We start from the raw sequence: 22,368 nt of genomic DNA, 5'->3' as shown, positions 1-22,368 counted from the left end.
GACAGTATATGAAAGGCGGCCGCTATGGAGGTTTTCGCCACCGCTCTTCCTGCGCTCAATGATGCGTGGGGTTTGATCCTGCAACCTATCGTACTGGGGTATCTTGTTCTCGGTGTCGTTATGGGACTGGCCGTAGGTGTTTTCCCGGGACTTGGCGGTATTGCCGGTTTGTCCTTGTTGCTTCCTTTCATGTTCGGGATGGACCCAATCCTTGGTTTGGCGCTGATGATCGGGATGGTCGCCGTTGTTCCGACCTCTGACACCTTTGCTTCTGTTCTTATGGGGATCCCCGGCAGCTCCGCCTCTCAGGCAACTGTCCTAGACGGCTTCCCAATGGCGAAGAAGGGTGAGGCCGCGCGGGCACTATCTGCCGCGTTCGCTTCATCGCTGTTTGGCGGTTTGGTCGGCGCAACCTTCCTAACAATGTTCATTCTGGTCGCGCGGCCCATCGTTCTGGCGTTTGGTCTACCAGAGATGTTGATGATCACCATCCTCGGCCTTTCCATGGTTGCCATTCTGGCTGGGCGCATCCCCTTAAAGGGCGTCGCAGCTGCTGGGCTTGGGTTGATGGTTGGCACAATTGGTGAGGCGGACGCTGGCGGTTCGCTCCGTATGGCAACCTATGACATTCCGTATCTGACAGATGGTTTGAAGCTGGTCATCGTTGGATTGGGCATCTTTGCCGTTCCCGAAATCGTCTCGCTGCTGCGGCAGGATCGATCGATTGCCAAAGGGGCTTCGCTGGGGGCGGGTTGGCTGGACGGCGTCAAAGACTGGGCCGCGAATATCTGGCTGTCTGTTCGCTGCTCGATCATCGGGGTGGTCGTTGGCGTCATTCCCGGCCTAGGCGGTTCGGTCGTCGACTGGATCGCTTACGGCCATTCGGTTCAATCGACCAAAGATAAAAGCAACTTCGGCAAGGGCGAAGTGCGTGGCGTCATCGGGCCGGAAAGCTCAAACAACGCCAAGGAAGGCGGCGGGCTGGTGCCTACGCTACTGTTCGGCATTCCCGGCTCGGGCTCGATGGCGATCTTCATCGGTGCAGTGGCTCTGTTGGGATCTGGTGACATCGAGGTCGGTCCGAGCATGCTCAAGGACAATCTCGACATCACCTATTCGATCGTTTGGCTTTTGGCGCTTGCCAACGTCGTGGGCACCATCCTGTGCATCGCGGCTTCCGGAGGCATCGCCAAGCTGACAACGATCCGCTTCACCTATCTGGCACCTTTCCTGTTCATGCTGATCAGCTTTGCAGCCTTCCAGTCCGGTCAGAACTTCGAAGACCTTCTGGCGCTGTTCGTGATCGGCCTGATCGGGATCTTCCTGCGCCGGTTCGATTGGTCGCGCCCGGCCTTTCTTATTGGGTTCGTGCTGTCGAACCCGGTTGAGAAGTTTACCAATCAGGCATTCCAGATTGCCTCATTCCGGTTCCGCAAAAGCTTTGGTGAGGGCATGGAGTATGTCTTCAGCCCGATCGTGATTGTTCTGATCTTGGTCACCGTGGCTTCGGTCATTTTAGGAATTCGGCAGGCTAAGATGATCATGGCCGAAGGTGAAGTCCAGTCTGGCAGCAAGCGCGCGCCGTTGATCTTCCTGCTGGTGATCATGGCCTACCTAATCGCGGCATTGATCAACGCCAACATGATCCCAGACTACAACATGACCGACAAGATCATCCCGTTGGTGATCGGCAGTGTGTCCTTGTTCTGCTGCGTGATCCTGCTGATCCAGATGATGCGGAGACCCGAGGGTGATGCAATCTTTGCCGATAAGGAAATTGCCGGTGAAGATGCGAGCGCTCCGCATGGGCTTTGGTCGACGTTGGCGTGGTTTGCAGGTCTTATCGCGGCAACGTGGGTTGTTGGTTTCATCCTAGCCCTGATCGGGTTTCTGATTGCCTTCTTCCGCATTCGAGCCGGTTCAAGCTGGCAGATGACGCTGATCCTGACAGCCTGCGGCATCGGTTTCATGTGCGTCATGGCAGGCGCTCTGAACCGGGATTTCCCACCGGGACTGTTGCAAGACATGGTGAGCCTGCCATGGCCACTGAAATGAATGCTCCACAGAGGTCCGGCCTGCGAAGCAGACAGGTCGGACAAAGCTGAAAACACAACAGTTTTTGACGGTTTGTAGAGGAGGGGTTCGAGATGACCCAGACAGCAATCCCGTATATTTTTATGCGTGGCGGCACTTCGCGGGGGCCCTATTTTCGTCGCTCTGACCTGCCCGTGGATATGGACACATTGGCTGATGTGCTGGTCGCTGCCCTAGGGGCTGGGCAGGCGTTTAACATTGACGGAATCGGTGGCGGTACTGCTGTGACGACCAAGGTAGCCATGTTATCTGTCAGCGATGATGAATGGGCCGATATCGATTATTTCTTCGCGCAGGTTTCGGTTGAGGAAAAGCTGGTCGACTTCAAGCCAACTTGTGGAAACATTCTTTCCGGCGTCGCTCCGGCCGCAATTGAAATGGGTTTGTTTCAGCCTCAAGGCGATGAGACCGTGGTTCGGATACGCGCAGTTAATACGGGTGCGCGAGTGGTTGCCAAAGTGCAGACCCCGGGTGGTGAACTGGCCTATGAGGGCGATGCCGAGATTGCCGGAGTTCCTGGGCAATCTGCACCGGTACAACTGAGTTTTATGGGAGTTGTGGGTTCGGCAACGGGTGCATTTCTGCCCACCGGAAATCTGCGCGATACGGTGCAAGGGGTCGAGCTAACCTGTATGGATGTTGCCATGCCTATGGCTATGGCCCGCGCCACCGATTTTGGACTAACTGGGTATGAAAGCGCGGAAGAACTGGACGCCAACCGCTCTTTCTTTGCCCGGATGGAGGCAGTTCGGATCGAAGCCGGGGAACTGATGGGTATGGGGGATGTATCGAAATCGGTAACCCCCAAATTCGGGCTGTTGGCACCAGCCAAAGAGGGCGGAACCCTTGCAGTTCGGTATTTCATGCCATGGAAAACTCACCCGACAATGGCCGTTACGGGTGCGCAGTGCATGGCGTCTTGTGCTTTGACGCCCGGAACCGTCGCTGATGGGTTGTTGGACCGACCTAAGGCAAGCCCAGCTGAAGTTGTGCTGGAACACGCTTCTGGAAAGATTGATGTGCTGGTGGACTTCTCGAATGACGGGGACTTCAACGTAAACTCTGCTGGTCTGGTGCGGACTGCGCGAAAGCTTGCAGATGGGCATGTCTATATACCCGGATCTGTGTGGAGTGGCAGTTGAAACTGGGATCTCTGTTATGTATACTAAGGTATACAATATGAAGGTGCCACGATGAACAATTATTCTGAATGCCTCGATATTGCGCGTCAGGAATTAAGGCTGGCGCAGTCGGTCCTGCGGCGGGACATTGCGGAATACCCGACACCGATCGCCGGGTGCGATGAGCAGTTCAACCATTTGCTGGATCAAAGCGAGCGGGTCCGCAATGCGCTTGCAGCACTCGATACGCTGCATTTTGTGCCGACGCCAAGAAAACTGAACACCGGGCAGGGTGTGGAAAGTCGATGAAGGTTCACATTCTGGATGATTGGTTTGATACCCTGCAGGGCTTGCCTTGTTTTGGAAAGCTATCCGACCACGAAGTGAAGATCTGGACAGATCATGTCGAGGATACCGATGAATTGGCGGCACGGTTGCAGGAGGCAGAGGCGTTGGTTCTGTTTCGCGAACGCACCAAGGTAACCCGCGACTTAATCGAAAAGCTGCCGAACCTGAGATTGATAAGTCAGCGCAGCGTGTATCCGCACGTTGATGTGCAGGCATGTTCGGACAATGGTGTTCTGCTGTGTTCAAACATGCATGGTGGAACGCCTTCGTATGCTGCAGCCGAACTCACTTGGGCGCTGATCATGGCTGGGATGCGCGATTTACCGGCGCAGATGGCCTCGGTCAAAGCGGGGCGGTGGCAGGCAGGAGTTGGCAAGACGCTGAGAGGGCGGCAGCTGGGACTGTACGGCTATGGCCGTATCGCACGCGCTGTCGCGGGCTACGCCGAGGCATTTGGAATGAATGTAGTCTGGTGGTCCTCAGATGAAGGTCGGGTTCGGGCGCAGGCAGATGGTGTTCAGGTCGCCGCGAACCGCGAAGCTTTCTTTGCCAACAGCGATGTTGTCTCGATCCATGTTCGCCTGAAGCCAGGCACAAACGGCATCATTACTGCGTCGGACTTCGCGCACATGAAGCCGGGATCACTGTTTGTGAATACATCCCGTGCCGGCCTTATTGCAAAAGGGGCATTGCTTGGGGCGCTGAATGCCGGCCATCCCGGGAAGGCCGCAATCGATGTCTTCGATTCCGAACCCCTCAATGATCCGAAAGACCCCTTGCTTTCGCATCCAAATCTGATTGCGACGCCGCATATCGGCTTTGTGACCGAGGATGAGTTCGATCTGCAATTTTCGGACATTTTCGATCAAGTGAACGCCTACGCTGCAGGCGCCCCGGTTCACATGATCAACCCCGAGGTTTGGACCAGCGCAGGATAAGGTTGGCCGCTATCGGCGCACCGATGATTACCAACACGATCCTTGTCAGATGATGCGTGATCACAAAGCCCAGATCCGCGCCTGAGACGATGGCCAGAACTGTCATTTCTGCCTGCCCGCCGGGGGCAAAGGCCAAAAATGCCTCGACCGGTTGCCCCAGCCCCAAGGTGGTGACAACGGCGGTGAAAGCGGCTGCCAGAACGGCGAGGACAATGACATAGGCGAATCCCGCCGCTACCACACGGCGTAGTTCGACCCATGTGACACCTACGAATTTCACGCCGATACCGCAGCCGATAAAGAACTGAGCTGCAAGGATGGCCTCGCGAGGCGGTCGGGTGTGAATGAAGTCGCCCAGTGACAACGCAGCCGTCAGGATCATTGGCCCTAGAATCGACGCCCCGAACAAGCCGATCCGCTCACCGCCTTTCCAGCCGACAAAGGCAGCAAGAACCATCAGCGCCAATTCATGTATCGGCAGGTTGCGCGCGGGCTCTCCGATTGGGTTGGTGAGTTGGGCGTCGTAAAACACCGTAAGAAACAGAGGGGCCAGCGTTACAATAATCAGAACGCGGGTTCCGTGGATCAGGGACAGCGTTCGCGGGTTAGCGCCCGCCTCGGCCCCGAAGATGATCATATCCTGCAATCCGCCGGGCATGGCCGCGTAAAACGCGGTCGTGGTATCAAAGCCCCAGACCTTGCGGAAGAATGGCACTCCGACCAGCGCGATCAGCAGGATAAAGAACGGGATCAGTGCAATCGACGCTGCCATCTTCGGCAGTTCTGCAAATAGGGCTGGGGTAATCGAAGCCCCTACGGCCACGCCGAGTATGGTGCGCGCCGCAATCGAGACCTGACCAAAGCCTTCCATTGGAGCATGAGCCAGAGCCGCGACCAGACACGCGCTCATCGGGCCGAACAGAAAAGGCAATGGCAGATCCAACGCCCAGAATAGCCCTGTGCCAAGAAGTGCCAAGCCCAGTGTTAGGGCCCGCTTTGCGAGGAGAGAAGGTGTTTTGTTCTGGGTGGGCAAAGTGCAGCTTCCGACAATATTGACTCACAATGTATCCAAATGTATACAAATGGACGCAAGAAGACAAGTGAGCACGCGATGACCATTCAGGACGACCCCTTACAGCCTGGCCCGCAAGGCAATTCGGCGTATCAACGCCTGTTGGATGAGATTCGCGAGGGCACCCTTCTGCCCGGCGAGCGCCTGCGCGAGATTGAGCTGTCTGAACGGTTGGGTGTCAGCCGAACACCGGTGCGCGAGGCGATCCGGCAGCTGGAGACCGACGGCCTGGTCACGCATGTACCGCGGCAGGGCGCGACCGTCCGCAGTCTGGATTACGCCGAGGTGATGGAACTCTATGAGATGCGCGCAGTGCTCGAGGGCACTGCGGCCCGTCTAGCAGCGCGTGCGGCGTCGGATGTCGAATTGGACGAGTTGGACGTTTTGAATGATCGTTTGGCCGAGGCTGGCACAGGTCCAGACGCGGCTCGGATCAACCGGATATTTCATGCCACACTTTTGGATGCAGCCAAGAACCGATTTCTCGCGAAATCCATGTTGTCCTTGCAGAAGGCGCTGCTGATCCTTGGGCCGTCGCAATTGTTGGACGGGGATCGGGCCGAAGCGGCAGTCGCTGAACATCGGCGTATCATGGCCGCGCTGAAGGCACGTGATGGCGCGGCGGCCGAGACAGAAATGCGCGGGCATATTCAGGCCGCACAACGAATGCGTATCCGGGCGTTGCAGGAACGCGATCGGACAACCGACGAAAATCACTAGGTAGACAGGATATGGCCACCCAAAAGGAAGCTTACGATATCGCTGTGATCGGTGGCGGGAACGCTGCTCTATGCGCCGCGATGACCGCCGCCGAAGCCGGTGCCCGCGTTCTGATACTGGAAACCGCGCCAAAACCCTATCGCGGAGGAAACTCGCGCCATACGCGCAATTTTCGCTGCATGCATGGTGGCCCTTTGGGCCCGTTGATCGAAGAGTATAGCGAAGACGAATATCTCGCGGACTTGATGAAGGTCACCGGCGGCAAAACTGACGAGCATCTGGCCCGCCTTGCGATCCGCACTTCCGAGGAATGCCTGCCATGGATGGAAGAGCACGGTGTCAGGTTTCAACCCTCTCTTTCCGGAACACTTTCTTTGGCACGGACAAATGCCTTTTTTATGGGAGGCGGGAAGTCTCTGGTGAATGCTTATTACCGAACTGCGGCGGGCTTGGGTATCGATGTTTTGTATGAAGCCGCCGTCACGCATTTGGAGCTGAACGGGGATCGGATCGAATGGGTCGACTACACCTATGAAGGTCAAAACCACCGGATAATGCCAAAAGCAGTCATCGTCGCCTCGGGCGGGTTTCAGGCCGATACGGATTGGCTGACCCGTGCATGGGGTGAGCCTGCAAAAAACTTTCTGATCCGAGGCACCCCTTATAACCGAGGCGTGGTCCTGGCTGATCTTCTGGATCAAGGCGTCGAGAGTGTTGGCGACCCGACCCAATGCCACGCCGTTGCTATCGATGGGCGTGCACCGAAATTTGACGGTGGTATTGTCACCCGTCTGGATTGCGTGCCGTTTTCGATCGTCGTGAACAAGGATGCCGAGCGCTTCTACGATGAGGGCGAGGATGTCTGGCCCAAGCGCTATGCAATCTGGGGACGCTTGGTGGCAGCCCAACCGGATCAAGTTGGCTATGTGATCATCGACGCCAATTCGTTGAATCTGTTCATGCCGTCGGTGTTTCCACCGCTGAAGGCAGATACGTTGGAAGAACTGGCCGGGATGATGGGCCTGCCTGCCGGAAAGTTGACCGCAACAATCGCTGAATTCAACGCCGCCTGCGGAGATACAAGCGCCTTTCATCCGACAGAGCTGGACGGCGTTTCAACATCTGGATTGAACCCGCCCAAGACCAACTGGGCGCGTCCGATCACCAAGCCGCCATTTTACGGTTATTCGCTGCGTACGGGCGTAACCTTCACCTATTTGGGCCTCAAAGTCGACGATGCCGCGCAATGTTCGAGCGCCGACGGCAAGATCAAAAACATGTGGGCGGCTGGCGAAACCATGGCGGGCTCGATCCTTGGGCAAGGTTATCTAGCCGGTTTCGGCATGACCATCGGAACCGTCTTTGGACGCATCGCAGGACGTGAGGCCGCCGCTTATGCAAATTGAATTGATACAGGAAGCCCGCCGTCAGGCTGAAATTTGCAACGCCTGCCGCTATTGCGAGGGCTATTGCTCGGTCTTTCCGTCGCTTCATGCGGAACGCGCGTTCTCGGATGGGGACATCACGCAACTGGCCAACCTGTGCCACAACTGCCGCGGCTGCTACTACGCCTGCCAGTACACAGCCCCGCACGAGTTCGACCTGAATTTGCCGAAGGCTCTGGCCGAGGTACGGAGGGACAGCTGGGAAAGCTTCGCATGGCCGCAGCCGCTGGCGCGCCGATTTCACACCCATGGCGGGGCGATTGCGCTGGCACTTGTGGTCGGATTTGCCCTGTTGTTCTGGGCAATTCGCGCGATAGGTTCCAGCGGAGGGGACGGGTTTTATGCCGTTCTGTCGCATAATGCGATGGTTGCGATTTTTGCTCCGGCATTCTTGCTGCCACTCTTTAGCATTGCCATCAGCCTAAGGCGCTATTGGGCCGAGGTGGGGGGAAAACCCATCAAAATGGCGGACCTGCTGGCCGCCTTCAAACGAGCGGGTAAAATGCAGGATCTTGCCGCAGGTCATGGTGAAGGCTGTAATTTTGAAGACGAAGACCGGTTCAGTCAGGCGCGACGTCATATTCACCACGCGATCATGTATGGCTTCCTGCTTTGCTTCGCGTCGACCTCGATTGCAACGGTTATGCATTATGGCTTTGGAATTCATGCGCCGTACGGGTTCTGGTCTTTGCCCAAACTATTCGGAATTTCCGGCGGTGTGATGTTGACAGTGGGTTGCTGCGCCATGGTAATTCTCAAGCAAAGGTCTGATCGTAATCTAGGTGATGCTTCGGCATGGGGCGGCGATATCGGTTTCATCCTGTTGCTGGGATTCGTCGGTTTTAGCGGACTTGCTCTTTACGCTTTCGGATCATCGGCTTTGATGCCCGCGTTGCTTGCTATTCATCTTGGATCGGTCCTGACATTCTTCCTGCTGACGCCCTACACCAAGATGGCCCACGGTTTCTATCGGCTTGCTGCTCTTATCAAGGATGCGCAACGGAGAAGGGATAGTTACTAGGCTGCGGCGACCCTGTCGCCCCTTGGGAAGCGGTGGAAAAGTAAAGTTAAATCGCAGCTTGAGGTCTGACTTTGGGATCAGACAGGGCGGTCCCATCTTGGTGTCGTTGAAGCAAATTGTCCTCCTGTATGTAGAGCGCAATCACGATCATGATTCAGCCTAGCGACCGGCACCTCTAGATCGCGCAGCCCGGGCCGATAATGGCCCGGGCCACCCCCAGTTTGCTTTAGCTGGCCAGGCCGCAGGAGGAAGAGTCGCTGTTGTTGGTAGTGTCTGTCTCCGTCACACCATCGGCCGGATTGGCATTGACGGTGATCTTGAAGGGGATCTGCTCGCCACCTTTGACCTCGTCCGGGAATTCGAGCGATAGCGTGGTCTCATCCCCGTTTGGCCCCAGTGCCGGTGTCGGCAGATCGACCACCACGCCGCTCTGGAAGAAATCGACCCGCGTGGTCGAAGGCCCGGCAGCCCCTGCACCAATGTTACGCACGATGATCCTCAACTTGCGCGGCTCCTCACAATACCAAGCCGGGAAGGGTGGCGGGCCGGGAGGGAAGGGCTGCACCGGGATCAGGTCCGGCTTGTCCTCGGGTGGAGGCGGCGGCGGAGGTGGCGGTGGCGGGGGCGGTACCTTTTTGATCAGCCGAGGCACGACTGGTTCGACATCGATGGTTTCCACTTCGCCTTCACCATGGGCAGCGGTGTATACCGCGACCACGTCCAGCGGTGTTTCGCTGTCGATAAAGACAAACCCTTTCAGGAAACAGCATTCGGCCACCCGCAGGTGTCGTGCCACATCCTCGCAATCGATCTCCATCGATTCCCAGGGACCGAGTTTGTTTTTCGTTCTGGCCGAGACATTGCCCGGTTTTTCGTTTGGCAAGGCCGACGACACCCGTTTACGAAAACGCACAGCATCGCCGCTGCCGTTTCCGATGTTGATTGCTGTGTGATAGCGGCCCTGGGACAAAATGCGGCCCTTGGAACAGCCGCAGACGAACTTGACAGCGTAACGATACGTCATCTTCGGTTCTTCCTCCTCGCAGCAAGGGGTGTCATCTTCGGCGCGGTTCACCTCCATTCGGCGAAGGGCGACGTTGTTGTCACCAAGCGCCAGTCGATCGACAGGCAGACTGCCTGCGATCGTTTCGACATTGCTGCGGTCTTCTGGCGTATCCACGCTGGCAAGAATGTATTCCTCACACAGGTCCTCGGGGCACCATGGGATCGGGCCGACGATCACTTCGTCGCCACAATGCACTGACTGGCCGATGGGCTCGCCTACGATCAGCGGATCCCAGTCATCCGGCCATGTGGTGCCCTTGCCTTCGGTTGCGCGGGCTAATGACAAAGTCACTGATTGGGCTGGGTAGTTGCCGCGATTGCCGATCCGGAAATACAGATAATTCTCGACGCAGCGGCGCGGAGTCTCGTGGTCGGTGCCGCCGTCAGGACGGTGCCGATTCCAGATGCCGGGAGCATTGTTGCCCGGTTGGTGCCAAGGGTATTCACCCTGTCGTCCGTCATCAATGAAGACGTCAACATCAGGCGGGGATCCGTTGTAGAGCGCCTGTTTCTCAAAGCCCCAGCGTACCACTTTGTGTGCCCAGCCTCCGGCTGCACCGTCGAATTGAGCGGTGTTCTCGTCTGATTCCTGCAAGGCGCGGGAAAAACCTTCGACCGTGTTGGGCACGATCCCGGCCAAAAGCGGCACCGCCTGCAGGATCAGATAGATCGTGTAGCGGCTGGCATGCAGCCTGTCGTCTAGTTCTGTGGAATCACCTCCGAGAGATCGATAGATTCGGCCCAAAGTAGTGGCATTGATCTCGGTCGACCGATATCCGCCCACGTCCATCGTGCCACCCCAGCCCCAACCCGAGGCGACCGACCGATCCCATCGCCGGGTGATCAGGTTACTGAAGGGGAAGGTGCGGAAACGATCCGGTGCGATACCCTGCGGATCGTAAAGTATTGCCGCCAGCGCGTCACCAAAGCCATGACAAAAGCCGAAATTGGGCCAATTGAGATGATCCCATAGCACCGCGTGCCCGAATTCATGCGCCGATACGCGCGAGTCTGTGGCCATGCCGACTGTGGAGCCATTTGCCGCAAGCGCATAACGAAAGCGTAGCACACCATTGCCTATGGCATTGCCTGGCGCCTGAGCATTCACCGGTCCTGCAATGGGATTGAACCAGCGGTGATCAACATCCACTGGGAAGGTCACCCCGTCGAAATAGCTGGGCAGATCGAAGCCCAAAGACTGGACGAAGCGATACAGGAAATCATGGTTGTAGTACGCACAGACCGCCGCGAAATCGTCGCTGTCGGCGGGATAATCAAAGATCGATGCGGCACCGGCGTTTTCAGTCGGTGGGGCGATGTTCGGTGTGTCGAGATCACGTACCGCCACCAATTCGCCGCTTAGTTCCACCGGTGCGCCTCCGCCCGGTAATATCAACCGTTCCAGCGCCACCAGTTCGCGTTGCGCATCCAAAAGCGCAACCGGGGCCGTCGGATCAAGCTCTGAATCTCCTGAAAGTGATATCGGGTCGTCTGTGAAGACGTAGCCCGAAACACACCCCACCAATGGCCGGATGTAAAGCACCGCGCCGGTCTCCCAATCGACCAGCGCTCGCCAGTTCAGCTCTCCGTAGTCGGGAATTTTGCAGCCAAAATGCACAAGGCTTACGAAACGCCATTCGCCGTCCTTGATGCCCTTTGGTACACGACCAATCTCTGGCAGCGGTGTCAACTCGGCCCCTTCGATCTCGCCCGGTTCTTTGTGTGGCAGGCGATGCTCTGCGTCGTAGCGATAGACAAAGTCCCGGGTGTCATTAACCTTAAATTTTGTGAACTTGGCCCCTTTCACAGCTTCGCGCAGAACCGTGCCAGCTTGTTTGTCGCGGCCAGCAGGCGGAGTAGGGGCGTTGCTGAGTTCGATATCGGCAGCAACACTTGAGGACGAACCGGTGACCACATTGTCTGGGCCGGCCATGCGTAGTGTCAGACCGCGCTCCCAGACCGGAACACCGTGATGGGTCTGACGAAAGGTGTAGACCAGAAAGGACTGTACTGCCTTGGCTTCTTCCAGCCGTAGCTTGCTGCCCTCCTCGCGATTGTACTTGCCTGAAACACTCTCGCCGAGCCTGTCAAGAAAATCAGGCTTTATCCGGTAAAGCCCCGCCACTTCGGCGGCATAAGCCTGCGCCACATCCAGCGCACTGGTTCCTTTAGAACGCCCTCGAAGAGGGTCGCCATGATGCTGAAGTCCAATGATCGCGCCGTCTGGCGCGCGTTCAAATACTGTTTCGGGCATGTCTGCCTCCGTTCAAAATCATTCTAAAACGCTGGGCCAGAAGCCCTGGATCGCCCGGCCGAACGGCAGAAAAAAGAACTTGTTGTAATAAAAAAGAATAACGAAGCGCGATGGCCGGAGAGACCCAGCGGCGATCCTGCCAACAAAGCTATCGTAGCATTTATTGCCGATTCCCGCAAAAATCTGCCAGCTAAGCCTGAAGGCACGATCACCTTTGTTTTGCTATCGCCGCTCACCCGAGGCTCTCGGTCAAGGCGGAGCTGTAGCTGTAGGTATGTAACGGTTAGCGCCGTACAACTGGCATCGAATTTGCAACGCCATCGCGGATGTAATCACTGTGTTGCTGAAGAAGAGGGTCATCAGACTAGGAAGCCATGAATATCCTCTACGCGGACATTCACATTGATGGCCTAGAATGGTGCGACCGGATATTCGGGAAATACCGTCCTATCGCACCGCTGCATTGCTTGACCAGTCGTTCGCGACAACGCTTGGCATTTTGGGCGCTATTAGAAATGGTGGCGCGGAATTGCGAGCGCGGCGAGATGAGTTTTCCGCATTCCTGTTGCATAAGCTACATCAGCTTTGTTTGGGCATACCCAAGCAACCAACTTGGGTTGGTGCACAAAGATGGTAACCTGATCTGCAAGACGATTGCAGGAGAAATGCCATGAACAATTCGTCGCAGCTTTGGGGCACCATGTCAGTGCGCGATCACCTTCGACCGAGCGCTTTCGTCGCCGAGTTGGTGCTTTTCGAGACACTGGTGATCCCCCGGCCACCGCAAGGAGCGACCTGGCCTGCAAAATGGAACCCGGTGCGCCAGGACAAGATACTAAGCTGGATTCCCAGAGATCGTTTGATGGAGGTTTCCTGGGACAACGCGCACCACATGGAGTGGAAAAAACGAAAGATCGCTACGGACGCCGAAATGGATGTGGCCGATCTTCAGCAACAGCCCGGATTCGAAGCAGCGCAAAAGGAAGAGGATTTCGATGCGCCTGCGTTTCACCTAACCCGTCGGGTTCTTCAGGATTTCGTGGATGCCAAACGGAACCGGGCGCTAATCAAGGGAATACCTCTCACCGAGGTCGCAGTTATCCCGGCCTATGATGGCCCTCAGGCTTTCCTTGATGACACTCCAGAGCAGGAACCTTTGCTGCGCGCGTTTGGTTGGGAATTTCTGGTTCCACATCACGAAACTGCTGAGGGCAAGACACGCTCTCATCAAGATCAGATCAAGGCCGCGCTTGATCTTTGCGCAATGCCTGAGGTGCAGGAACACCGCAACGCCTTGCGTGCCTGGACATCGGTCGAAGCTTTGAGAGGAACGAGCAAACAAGAGGCGAGCGAGCGCATGGAGACGCTGGTTAAGGCCTACGCAAAGGCTGTTGCAGCCACCAAAATACCAGTCAGATTGAAATGGGGCGCGGGCATCGCTGAATTCATTGGTGCGATCGCAGCTCTGTCCATCAATCCTGCCTTCGCACTGCTCGGACCGGCGATCAAATTGGGCGAAACAGCAGTCGAGCCCCATGTTGAAAAGGCGGCAGAGATTCCCGATGCCATAAAACCCGCAGGATTAATCCATGCCATGCGAGAAGAGTTCACAAATGCTCAGGTCGCACACCTGAACTTTGACGACGCTCAACGGACCAGGATCGAAGATCACTGGCCCAATGGGTCGCCATATCTGTTCCTTTAGCGGATGATGAGAATCCCATCATCAGTATAGAGGCATACGCATTGGGCATAATCACTGGTCAGTTGCGATAGCTCGAAACAGAAGACTTGGCCTGATTGACCAGTTTGAAATGCGACCAATCAAAAGTGATATTAAAGACAACGTTCCAAAGCAACGCAGCCAAGGAAAAGAACACCCTAAGCATCAATGATTTCTACGCGTCGATATGTGTGATTAGCGGAAGTAGTAGGGCAATACTTATAAGCGCAACGATCTCGAACAACACCGCGTGCACAAACCGACCGGCAAAGCTCATGAAAGTTCTCCTCAATTCATATCGTTGGGCAAGTAACGGACTGTTGTTGCGATCCATAAAGATGCCTACCATACTGATAATAGATAGATGGAAAGAGGGTTCTGATGCGCGCGTCATTCGAGCAGTCGGAGGCGTTCGTTACCACCCACAACGAAGGATCCTTTTCCGCCGCAGCCAGAAAAATGCAACAAAGCACAATCGGTGATCAGCACTTTGGTCGCCAATCTGGAGGTCGATCTGGATGTCGAGCTTTTCGATCGCAGCTTAAGATATCCCTCGCTTACCAAAGCAGGAGAGGCGTTGATCTCGCCGGCCGAAATTCTGTTGGAACGGCGCAGCCGTTTTCTAGCGGTCGCAGATGCCTTATCCATGACATTGGAAAACCGCGTTACCCTCGCCATGGCGCCGCACATCAAACTGGCCAATCTGGGAGAGATCATTCGCAGCTTCAGTGAAGAATTTCCTTCTGTCGATGTGGAGATACGTGCCTTTGCTGCCGCTGAGATTCAGCGATTGATCGTCGATGGTGTGGTGGATTTGGGGGTTATTCTGGAACCTGAGAGCATCCCCCAGGCACTAGACTTTTGCTCATTGGGCACGCTCAGGCTGGTGTGTGTCAGCCATCCCGAAGGTCCGCTTGCTCAAATGTCGTCAGTCTCTTGGGAAGAATTGCGACTACATCTTCAGATATTATTGAAGGAAGCCGATAATCCCAACAGCGCTATCCTTAAGGCATCGTCGTCTATTTGGCAGGTCAGCACTGCATCGGAAGCCATTGATCTTGTGCAGGCCGGCCTAGGGTGGTCGGCGCTGCCATTGCACGCGGTGGACGTCTTTGTTCAGACCGGAGCGTTAAAAATCCTGCCACTGCAATTCGAGACCAAGAACTACGCCGAACGCTCGGTGGATATGATCTGGTCTTTCGAAAGGCCTATAGGTCGAGCGACGGTAAGGCTTAAGGAGTTGCTCGCTGAAAAAGCCGTTATTCAAAATTCCAACGTGGCTTAAGCCTCATTTCGAAGCTCCTCGGCGAATGAGATAATGGTGTGTTTTGGCGCTCCAAGAATCCCACGGGTTTCTCTGTCCACTTGCTCTTCCCGCAACTGTTGCACAAACGTCAAAACGTGTTCGATGAAAACGGCCTGCTCTTCCGGCAGCCCCATTTCATCAAGAGCATCCATGGGTAACTCATACACCTCCGCCTCGGGGGCGAAAGAAGCGAGAAATTCTTTGGCCGCTTCGGTATACGTGACGGCCTGTTGACCCTGCACGGCAAATTCCATGTTTTTGGCAGCATCGTTACCGATGGCATTGTGGACGAGTTCTGCAAGATCGCTGGAATTGGTGAACCAGATTGGATGAATGTGATTTCCGATTACGGCCAATTGATTGTCCATCAATAGCTTGGGCAATGAATCCAAAAAGAAGGAGCAAAAGAAAAGAGTATAAGGAATGCCAGATGCTTTGATGGCATTGATCCCGCCCGTGCGTATCGCGTTGGTGCCATAGGCCATGCCCTCGGTCGAAAACTGCGGATAAGCGTAGTCGACCCCTGCAATTTGCATGATGTGCTGAACATCGACCTCTTTTGCTGCCGCGATAATGTTAATTACGCCTTCCCGCTCTGTGTGGAATGGTGCGGTGGTGTCCAGAGATTCGGTATTCAGCGTAATGTACAGCGTCTCAGTGCCGTGAAGGGCTGATCTCAGGCTGGCCAAGTCCGACACGTCACCTTGGATAAGCCGAACCCGCGTGGGCAGCATTGATTTTGCCGCCTCAGGATCACGCACGATGGCGGTTACTTCTGCACCTTTCTCAACAAGTTTCGCGGTCACGCGATGCCCCAAATGGCCTGTGGCACCGATGATTGTGATCTTCTTGGTCATAGTGGCATCCCTGTTCTGCCACGCTTCTACAAGTCAGGATGCGATGTGTTTAGTTATGATCTATCTAGATCATAGATACTATTCACAGGGCGATAACACGAAACCAGCAGCGCCATCGCGTTAGTATCGGTCACTAAACTCTTGAACATCCGTTCCGACCAATGCAGCGCGCCGGAAGTCAAAAGAAAGACCTCGGGAACAACGATCCATTCCCCAATCCAGACGCCACCGGATCGTTCATGCTCATGATGGGTCAGTTCACCTATTTGTCCGGCCCGTTGGCGTCCCAGCCGAGCGACGGCCTCCCCAAATTCCGATGCGCGTTGATTTCGTTTGTGGGTCATCGCTGAAGACGATCCTTTGCCAGGTTCATGAACTTCGGCGAATTCACCGATGTCGGATGATGACAGTTGATTGACGTTGTGGGCGATTTTGCACAGCGTCCCGCAAAGCGAGCCAAGGGCGGTGACGATGTCAGCGATACCGTCACGAGCGTTCTGCCAGTGCGGTTCGACGACGTTCAGACCGAGTGAATGAGCAACATGCTGTTTAATCTGGCGACCAATGCCATTTTCATATCCGCGCAAGTCTCCGACGGGGCCACCAATCTGAACATTCAATCCACGTTTTGCTGCCTCTTGAAGTGCCTCAGACCGCCGACCCAGTTCAGATCTCCAGACTTCAAGCTTCGTCGCAAGACGAATGGGCACAGCATGCTGACCATTGGTTCTTCCCATCATCATTGTGTCTGGATGGGCGGAAACATGATGAGCGATCGCAGCCATGACATCGCCGAGGGTGCTTTGTATTTGCTCAAGCCCCAGTTTCATCTGCATCGCCAACGCCGTGTCCATCACATCCTGCGTGGTCGTACGATAGTGCACATGGGCCGAGTGTTCTGGCAATAGTTGGCGCAACTGTTTGGCCAGTCCTACGATGGGGCGGCCAACAAACATCATCTCTTTCCGCAATTCCTCATGGTTCAGATCGCAGATCAAAATCTCCTCAATTGCCTCAGCAGCCTCAATCGGGATTAGACCAGCCGCAGCTTGATGCGCCGCAAGAACCTGTTCGACCTTAAGCCAGGCGGATATCGTGGCGTGTTCAGACCAGATCGACCGCATATCGGCGCTGGAAAAGCAATCTCGGTAGATACTGTATTCAAGCATCTTCGAGCCCTCCACGAGAGATGCGGCGTTCCTTGACGATAACTCGGATTCGGAACGCCATGGCAGCAAAGCCGACGATGATGAACGCAAGAGCTATGGGGCGTTCGACAAATATCAGTGCGCCGCCTTCGGACATCAGTAGGGATTGGCGAAAGGTTTCCTCGGCACCCTTAGCCAGCACGAAGGAAATTACGAACGCTGCAACGTTGAAGTCGTATTTCCGCATCAGCCAGCCGGCGAACCCCGCTACGGTCATGACGGTTACGTCAAACATCGATCCACGGGCTGAATAGGCCGCCACAAACGCGGTCAGGAAGATCAGTGGATACAGCACATTGGTCGGAATCTTCAGGATCAGGCGGGCAACTCGTGTGGCGCCGAAGTAACCGATCAAGCCATAAGCCAGAATACCCAGCATGCCGCATGCAAAAAGTTTGTACACCAGCTCCTTATCCGTCAGGAATAAGGTCGGACCAACCTGAATGCCGTGGATCAGGAAAACGCCCAGCAATATTGCCCCGATGGTCGAACCTGGAATGCCCAGCGTCAGCAATGGAGCCATTGATGGACCGGACACAGCATTATTGGCAGCCTCAGGTGCGGCAACGCCTTCTAGTGCCCCCTTGCCCCACATCTCGGAGTTGTTTGCGCGGCGTTTGCCTTCTCCATAAGAGATGAACGCCGCGATCGCCGATCCCAGGCCGGGCAATACTCCGATGCCTGCGCCGATGAACCCACCACGCAATGCGTGCGGAAGACAGGGTTTGTATTCCGCCCAGGTCAGACTGTTGCCATCCGCTGTGGTTTCATTCTCTTTGGTCTCTCCGGTAGCCTTGCGGCGGGATTCTAGCTGCGCGAATACTTCGCCCAATACAAAAACACCTATCATCAGGGGTACCAAGCCGATGCCATTGGATAGATCGAACGATCCGAATGTATAGCGCTCTTCGCTTGAAATCGGGTCCAGCCCGACCATGGCGATCAGAATGCCCATCAAGGCCGATGCCAGACCCTTGAAGATGGAATTGCCAATGACAGAACCGATTACGACAAAAGCGGCAAAGTAGATGGCGAAAGTCTCAGGCGGGCCGAGTTTCAGTGCGACGGCCGCAATGAAACCTACACCGATGACCAGCAGGACATCCCCCATCAGGTCGCCGATGACGGACGAGATTGTCGCAACTTTCATAGCTTTTCCTGCTTTGCCCGCTCGTGCCAACGGATAGCCATCGATCTGGGTCGCTGCACTGGCCGCTGTTCCGGGTGTGTTGAACAGGATTGCTGCGATCGAGCCGCCGTACCGACCGGACTTGCCGATCACATACAGAAATGCCAACGCAAAGATCGGCGACATATAAAAGGTGATTGGAAGCAACATCGCGATGGCCGCAGAGGCAGTAAGACCAGGTGTCGCACCAACCACCATCCCAACCGCCGCTGCAAGTACGATGGCAAAGAGCAATGTAGGGTCAGTCACCACCGACAGAAGTGCAGGAAAGATCTCCATGATGTTTTACCCCTGAATCCAGCTGAGAAGGTTGAAAACTTCGCCATATGGCGGGTACACACCCAGCAGGACAAAAAAGATGAGATGGAAGACCAGCGGGCATAGAACGATCGACAAAACCAGTCCGATCCGACTGCGTACGCCGAAAATGTAGAGGACGATCGGCGTCACGATCGCAGTCGGCAGCAGGTAGCCGAACCAGCGGAACGACTGCTGGTACAGCATAGCGACGATAAACAGACCTATGATCTGTAAAGTCGCGCTGCTGTCTTGATCGTCACTTGTGTCACCCGCCGTCTGGCGCGTTGCGCTCAACACCATAACACCGGACAGAGCAAGTAGAGCGAGAGCGGCGGAGAATGGCACAATCCCGGCCCATGTATCGCCCTGAGATGCGGCCGGTACTTGCCAGGCCCCCCAGATTGCAAAGATTGAGATGAGGGCAAGCACCAGACCTTCTGCATAGGCACGCATGTCTTTCCTCCGAGATATCAACATGTACAAGGGGGTCGGGTGACCATTGTTCACCCGACCATGAGGACATTAGTTGGTCAGGCTTTGGACCAAGGGTGTGGCGTCCTCTTTCATTGCGGATAGGGTTGTTTTTGCGTCCGCTCCATTCTGATAGACCGGGCCGGTTCCGCGTGAGGCAAGGAGTTCCGCAAATTCTGGCTTGGCGGCAATTTCTTCCAGCGCGGTCTCCAACGCAGCAATCACCTCTACCGGTGTGCCCTTAGGTGCAAAAACGATCACTGGGGATGATACTGCAGCGAATGGAATGCCCAGCTCACCAAACGAGGGGACATCAGTCATGATCCCATCCCGCTCCTGACTGTTGACCGCCAGTGCCCTCAACTGCTCTTGAAAACCAGCAAGTTGCTGAACGCCAAGGAACCCGAAATCAGCCTGCTCGCCGATCAGGGCAGCCCGGGTCGGCCCGCCGCCTTTGAACGGCACATCCTGGGCGTCAATCCCGTTACTGGCCAGAAAGCCCAACCCACCGACGTGGTGGAATCCACCGCGCCCCGAGTGTGCCCAACGCAGCTCGCCGGGATTGGCCTTGGCCGCGTCAATTAAATCCTGAACGGTCTGATACGGACTGTTGACTGGCACCATAAGCGACGTCTGCAATTGTCCTACCTGAGCGACAAAATCGAAGCTCTCCAATGCATCAATGTCAGTATCTCGGGTCATCGTCGACAAAAGGAACGATCCTCCGGATGTCATCATCAGAGTATACCCGTCGGACCGGGCGCCAACCACCGCATTGGCCCCATTCAGGCCGCCCGACCCCGGCTTGTTGACCACAACAACGGGCACATCCAGCGTGCCTTCCGCCGCGGCCGAGATGGCGCGGGCATAGGCGTCAGTACCGCCCCCGGCCTTGTAGGGAACAACCAGGTTGATTGGTCGTTTTGGCCAATCCGCTGCAAAGGTTGCGGCGGCAGTCGTGGTGACGGCTATGGCGGCAATAACAGCACCAAGAAGCGTTCTGCGTTTCATGAGTAACCTCCCAAATTCGCTTGGGATCAAATTACGCGAAAACATCAATTGTAAAAAATGCAAATATGTTATCTACTCTTGCAAAAATTGAAAGTATGGATTGATGAACATCAAGGCCCTACGCGCCTTTCGCGCAACATTGTCCGAAGGCTCGCTAGTTGCCGCATCCGAGATTCTGCACCTTAGCCAGCCTGCGATCAGCCGCTTGATTTCGGGGCTCGAGGCCGAACTCAAGCTGACGCTGTTTGACCGCAGCGGCCGCAATCTGACCCCGACACCCGAAGGGTTGGCGTTCTACCGCGAGGCAGGCCGCATCCTGGACAACCTTGATGAAGTTCCTCGGATCGCTGCCGAAATCCGGGCAGGTCGCACGGAAACTCTGAGGATTGTAACCATGCCCCGAATTGCGCAGTCGCTGTCAGCCCCGGCCGTAGCGCGATTCATGAAGACCAGCCCCGGCACCAATATCAACCTTGATGTCCGGGCAAGACGTGAAGCGGGGAAATGGTTGGCCGGACGAGAATACGATATCGGTATTGGTGCTTTGCCCGTCGATCATCCAGGCATTGTCACTAAACCTTTGTTGAGAGTGAGAGCACAAGCGGTCTTACCATTGGATCATCCTCTTTCCATCCGAGAAGAAATTACGGCGAGTGATCTCGCGGAAGAAACTATCATACGCTTGATGCACGGTCTGTTGTTGCGCGACCAATTGGACGATATTTTTCACTCTGCTGGTGTCACACCAAAGCAAACTTGCGAAGTGGCAGCATCTCAACTCGCGTGCTCGCTTGTTGCAGAGGGTGCTGGTGTAACTGTTGCGGACGAGTTGGTCGTCGCCCAAACCAATTCGGACAAACTAGCACTTGTACCGGTGACGCCTGAACGCTGGATGACGTTTGGCCTGCTTTACCCGATCGTGGATGCGAAGTCCGATGCCTTGCTTTCATTCGAAAAGGAGTTGTTTGGCGTGGTCAACGCGTTGGCTCAACTAAGCCCGACGCTTGAACGTGTTCAATGACCCTGTCTGCCGGATTCCATGTTTCGACAGATTGGGACTTACGGGAAAGATGTAATGATTGCAGTTTTCTACCCATTACTTCCCATCAATCAGCTCATTGCTGCCTATCGTGGCGTAACTAAAACTATGACGTGGTTGAACAAATCAGACATTGCTGCAAGGTGCTATACTGTCTGCAAGAAGACTGCTCACATCAAACGAAGGACTTTGAAACTTCGGCAGCACCTGACTTCAGCCGCTCATTTCGACCAGAAAATCGATCATAGCGCGGGTCTTTGCGGGCAGGTTGTCGCGGCTGGCATAGATCACATGGACACCGATAGAAGGCGGGCTGAAATCGGGTAAGATCGCCACCAATGCCCCGGCATCCAGTTCTGCCTGACAAGAAAGCTGAGGCAGACGTGTAATCCCACGACCAGCAAGGGCCAGCACCTTTTCGGTATGACCATCGTTGCATCGAATACGAGGAGCGATTGGAACTGCGATTGCCTCACCATCTGGTCCTGGGTAGGTCCAGTTTTGGGTGGCCCCGTGAAACGAAAAATCAATTAGTTGATGCCCCTTTAGGTCATCGGGGTGGCGGGGCGTGCCGTTTCGTTTCAGATAGGCGGGGGAAGCCACTGTAAGACCTTGTGTGCGAAAAAGTTCGCGTGCAATCAAATCGGACGGAGGCAAATCACCGATGCGCACCAGCAGATCGATGCCTTCACCGATCATGTCGGCCCGGCGCTCGGATATGTCAATGTTCAGATCAACTTCGGGGTATCGCTGCAGAAATTCGGGCAACCGATCGTTCAGCCATCCATGTGCAAAAACCACAGGAACGCTCATCCGAAGCTCTCCAAAGGGTCTGTCGCCGATGGAATGCATCCTGTTTTGTACGGCGCGGGCGTCATCCACAATCCGGCGGGCGTTTTCATAGTATATGCGCCCGGATTCCGTCAGGCTGATCCGACGCGTGGTCCGATTCAATAACCGGGCGCCAAGCCGGGCCTCAAGCCGTCCGATTTCTTTACTGACATGGCTAGGCGTATGGCCCAGCAGTTTTGCGGCGGCACTCATGCCTTCCTGTTCCACTACTGTGCAGAACAGAACCATGCCGTCGAACAAATCCTTATTATGATCCATTTGGAATAAATTACCTTCCAGATGAGCTATTAAGCATCAAAGCAAGTATAGTTACATTGGTTGCAGTGTAATGAAA

19 protein-coding genes are annotated in these 22,368 nt (G+C 55.5%); 10 read left to right on the top strand and 9 right to left on the bottom strand.

Going from position 1 to position 22,368, the window contains the following annotated elements:
* The first annotated feature begins 24 nt into the window (after positions 1–24).
* From ACR0NM_RS15905 to ACR0NM_RS15890, 4 genes are all read left to right on the top strand, one after another.
* The gene (locus tag ACR0NM_RS15905) at positions 25–2,055 is read left to right on the top strand and encodes a tripartite tricarboxylate transporter permease (protein ID WP_170565303.1); all 2,031 of its coding nucleotides are present in this window, start codon (positions 25–27) and stop codon (positions 2,053–2,055) included.
* A 92-nt stretch (positions 2,056–2,147) separates the two neighbouring features.
* Positions 2,148–3,236 carry a 4-oxalomesaconate tautomerase gene (locus tag ACR0NM_RS15900; RefSeq protein WP_170597544.1) on the top strand — a complete coding sequence of 363 codons (1,089 nt, stop codon included), beginning with the start codon at positions 2,148–2,150 and terminating at the stop codon, positions 3,234–3,236.
* 51 nt (positions 3,237–3,287) lie between these two features.
* The gene (locus tag ACR0NM_RS15895; protein ID WP_170391780.1) at positions 3,288–3,524 is read left to right on the top strand and encodes a hypothetical protein; all 237 of its coding nucleotides are present in this window, start codon (positions 3,288–3,290) and stop codon (positions 3,522–3,524) included.
* Positions 3,521–4,501 carry a D-2-hydroxyacid dehydrogenase family protein gene (locus ACR0NM_RS15890; protein WP_170392732.1) on the top strand — a complete coding sequence of 327 codons (981 nt, stop codon included), beginning with the start codon at positions 3,521–3,523 and terminating at the stop codon, positions 4,499–4,501. Before ACR0NM_RS15895 ends, ACR0NM_RS15890 begins: the two co-directional genes overlap by 4 nt.
* On the opposite strand, the gene ACR0NM_RS15885 is transcribed toward ACR0NM_RS15890, so the two are convergent.
* Positions 4,470–5,534, bottom strand: a complete 1,065-nt coding sequence (locus ACR0NM_RS15885) for an AbrB family transcriptional regulator (RefSeq protein WP_170818921.1) — start codon at positions 5,532–5,534, stop codon at positions 4,470–4,472. The genes ACR0NM_RS15890 and ACR0NM_RS15885 overlap by 32 nt on opposite strands.
* A gap of 78 nt (positions 5,535–5,612) precedes the next feature.
* On the opposite strand from ACR0NM_RS15885, the gene ACR0NM_RS15880 reads away from it, so the two are divergent.
* The 3 genes from ACR0NM_RS15880 to tcuB are packed head-to-tail and all read left to right on the top strand — an operon-like array spanning position 5,613 to position 8,759.
* On the top strand, positions 5,613–6,293 hold the full coding sequence (locus tag ACR0NM_RS15880; RefSeq protein WP_170392730.1) for a GntR family transcriptional regulator: 681 nt from the start codon (positions 5,613–5,615) through the stop codon (positions 6,291–6,293).
* Positions 6,294–6,304: 11 nt separating this feature from the next.
* Complete coding sequence (gene tcuA, locus ACR0NM_RS15875) at positions 6,305–7,699, top strand: FAD-dependent tricarballylate dehydrogenase TcuA (RefSeq protein WP_480615617.1); 1,395 nt, start codon at positions 6,305–6,307, stop codon at positions 7,697–7,699.
* Entirely contained in the window at positions 7,689–8,759 is a 1,071-nt protein-coding gene (gene tcuB / locus ACR0NM_RS15870; protein WP_480615615.1) for a tricarballylate utilization 4Fe-4S protein TcuB, read from the top strand. The genes tcuA and tcuB overlap by 11 nt, the downstream gene beginning before the upstream one ends.
* Positions 8,760–8,985: 226 nt before the next feature.
* Here tcuB and ACR0NM_RS15865 read toward each other — a convergent pair whose 3' ends face one another.
* Positions 8,986–12,078 (bottom strand): hypothetical protein, encoded by a 3,093-nt coding sequence (locus tag ACR0NM_RS15865; protein ID WP_480615613.1) that lies wholly within the window; start codon positions 12,076–12,078, stop codon positions 8,986–8,988.
* 670 nt (positions 12,079–12,748) lie between these two features.
* Here ACR0NM_RS15865 and ACR0NM_RS15860 point away from each other — a divergent pair.
* Positions 12,749–13,783 carry a hypothetical protein gene (locus ACR0NM_RS15860; protein WP_480615611.1) on the top strand — a complete coding sequence of 345 codons (1,035 nt, stop codon included), beginning with the start codon at positions 12,749–12,751 and terminating at the stop codon, positions 13,781–13,783.
* A gap of 58 nt (positions 13,784–13,841) precedes the next feature.
* Here the strand turns inward: ACR0NM_RS15860 and ACR0NM_RS15855 are convergent, their stop codons facing one another.
* Positions 13,842–13,967, bottom strand: a complete 126-nt coding sequence (locus ACR0NM_RS15855; protein ID WP_480503640.1) for a hypothetical protein — start codon at positions 13,965–13,967, stop codon at positions 13,842–13,844.
* 312 nt (positions 13,968–14,279) lie between these two features.
* Between ACR0NM_RS15855 and ACR0NM_RS15850 the strand changes: the two genes are divergently transcribed.
* Positions 14,280–15,086, top strand: a complete 807-nt coding sequence (locus ACR0NM_RS15850; protein WP_170392725.1) for a LysR family transcriptional regulator — start codon at positions 14,280–14,282, stop codon at positions 15,084–15,086.
* Here ACR0NM_RS15850 and ACR0NM_RS15845 read toward each other — a convergent pair.
* From ACR0NM_RS15845 to ACR0NM_RS15825, 5 genes are all read right to left on the bottom strand, one after another.
* Positions 15,083–15,964, bottom strand: a complete 882-nt coding sequence (locus ACR0NM_RS15845) for an SDR family oxidoreductase (RefSeq protein WP_480615609.1) — start codon at positions 15,962–15,964, stop codon at positions 15,083–15,085. The two genes, ACR0NM_RS15850 and ACR0NM_RS15845, sit on opposite strands and share 4 nt — an antisense overlap.
* 53 nt (positions 15,965–16,017) lie before the next feature.
* Positions 16,018–17,133 (bottom strand): lyase family protein, encoded by a 1,116-nt coding sequence (locus ACR0NM_RS15840; RefSeq protein ID WP_480615607.1) that lies wholly within the window; start codon positions 17,131–17,133, stop codon positions 16,018–16,020.
* Positions 17,126–18,640 (bottom strand): tripartite tricarboxylate transporter permease, encoded by a 1,515-nt coding sequence (locus ACR0NM_RS15835; RefSeq protein WP_480615605.1) that lies wholly within the window; start codon positions 18,638–18,640, stop codon positions 17,126–17,128. Before ACR0NM_RS15835 ends, ACR0NM_RS15840 begins: the two co-directional genes overlap by 8 nt.
* Before the next feature lie 6 nt (positions 18,641–18,646).
* Positions 18,647–19,114 (bottom strand): tripartite tricarboxylate transporter TctB family protein, encoded by a 468-nt coding sequence (locus ACR0NM_RS15830; protein ID WP_480615603.1) that lies wholly within the window; start codon positions 19,112–19,114, stop codon positions 18,647–18,649.
* 69 nt (positions 19,115–19,183) lie between these two features.
* Positions 19,184–20,143 (bottom strand): tripartite tricarboxylate transporter substrate binding protein, encoded by a 960-nt coding sequence (locus ACR0NM_RS15825; RefSeq protein WP_480615601.1) that lies wholly within the window; start codon positions 20,141–20,143, stop codon positions 19,184–19,186.
* Positions 20,144–20,246: 103 nt separating this feature from the next.
* On the opposite strand from ACR0NM_RS15825, the gene ACR0NM_RS15820 reads away from it, so the two are divergent.
* The gene (locus tag ACR0NM_RS15820) at positions 20,247–21,164 is read left to right on the top strand and encodes a LysR family transcriptional regulator (protein ID WP_480615599.1); all 918 of its coding nucleotides are present in this window, start codon (positions 20,247–20,249) and stop codon (positions 21,162–21,164) included.
* Positions 21,165–21,395: 231 nt separating this feature from the next.
* Here ACR0NM_RS15820 and ACR0NM_RS15815 read toward each other — a convergent pair whose 3' ends face one another.
* The gene (locus ACR0NM_RS15815; RefSeq protein ID WP_480615597.1) at positions 21,396–22,292 is read right to left on the bottom strand and encodes a LysR family transcriptional regulator; all 897 of its coding nucleotides are present in this window, start codon (positions 22,290–22,292) and stop codon (positions 21,396–21,398) included.
* Positions 22,293–22,368 lie beyond the last annotated feature (76 nt).

The sequence above is a fragment of the Ruegeria sp. AF2 genome, from assembly GCF_056542025.1.
This window is presented reverse-complemented; position numbering and strand designations above follow the sequence as displayed.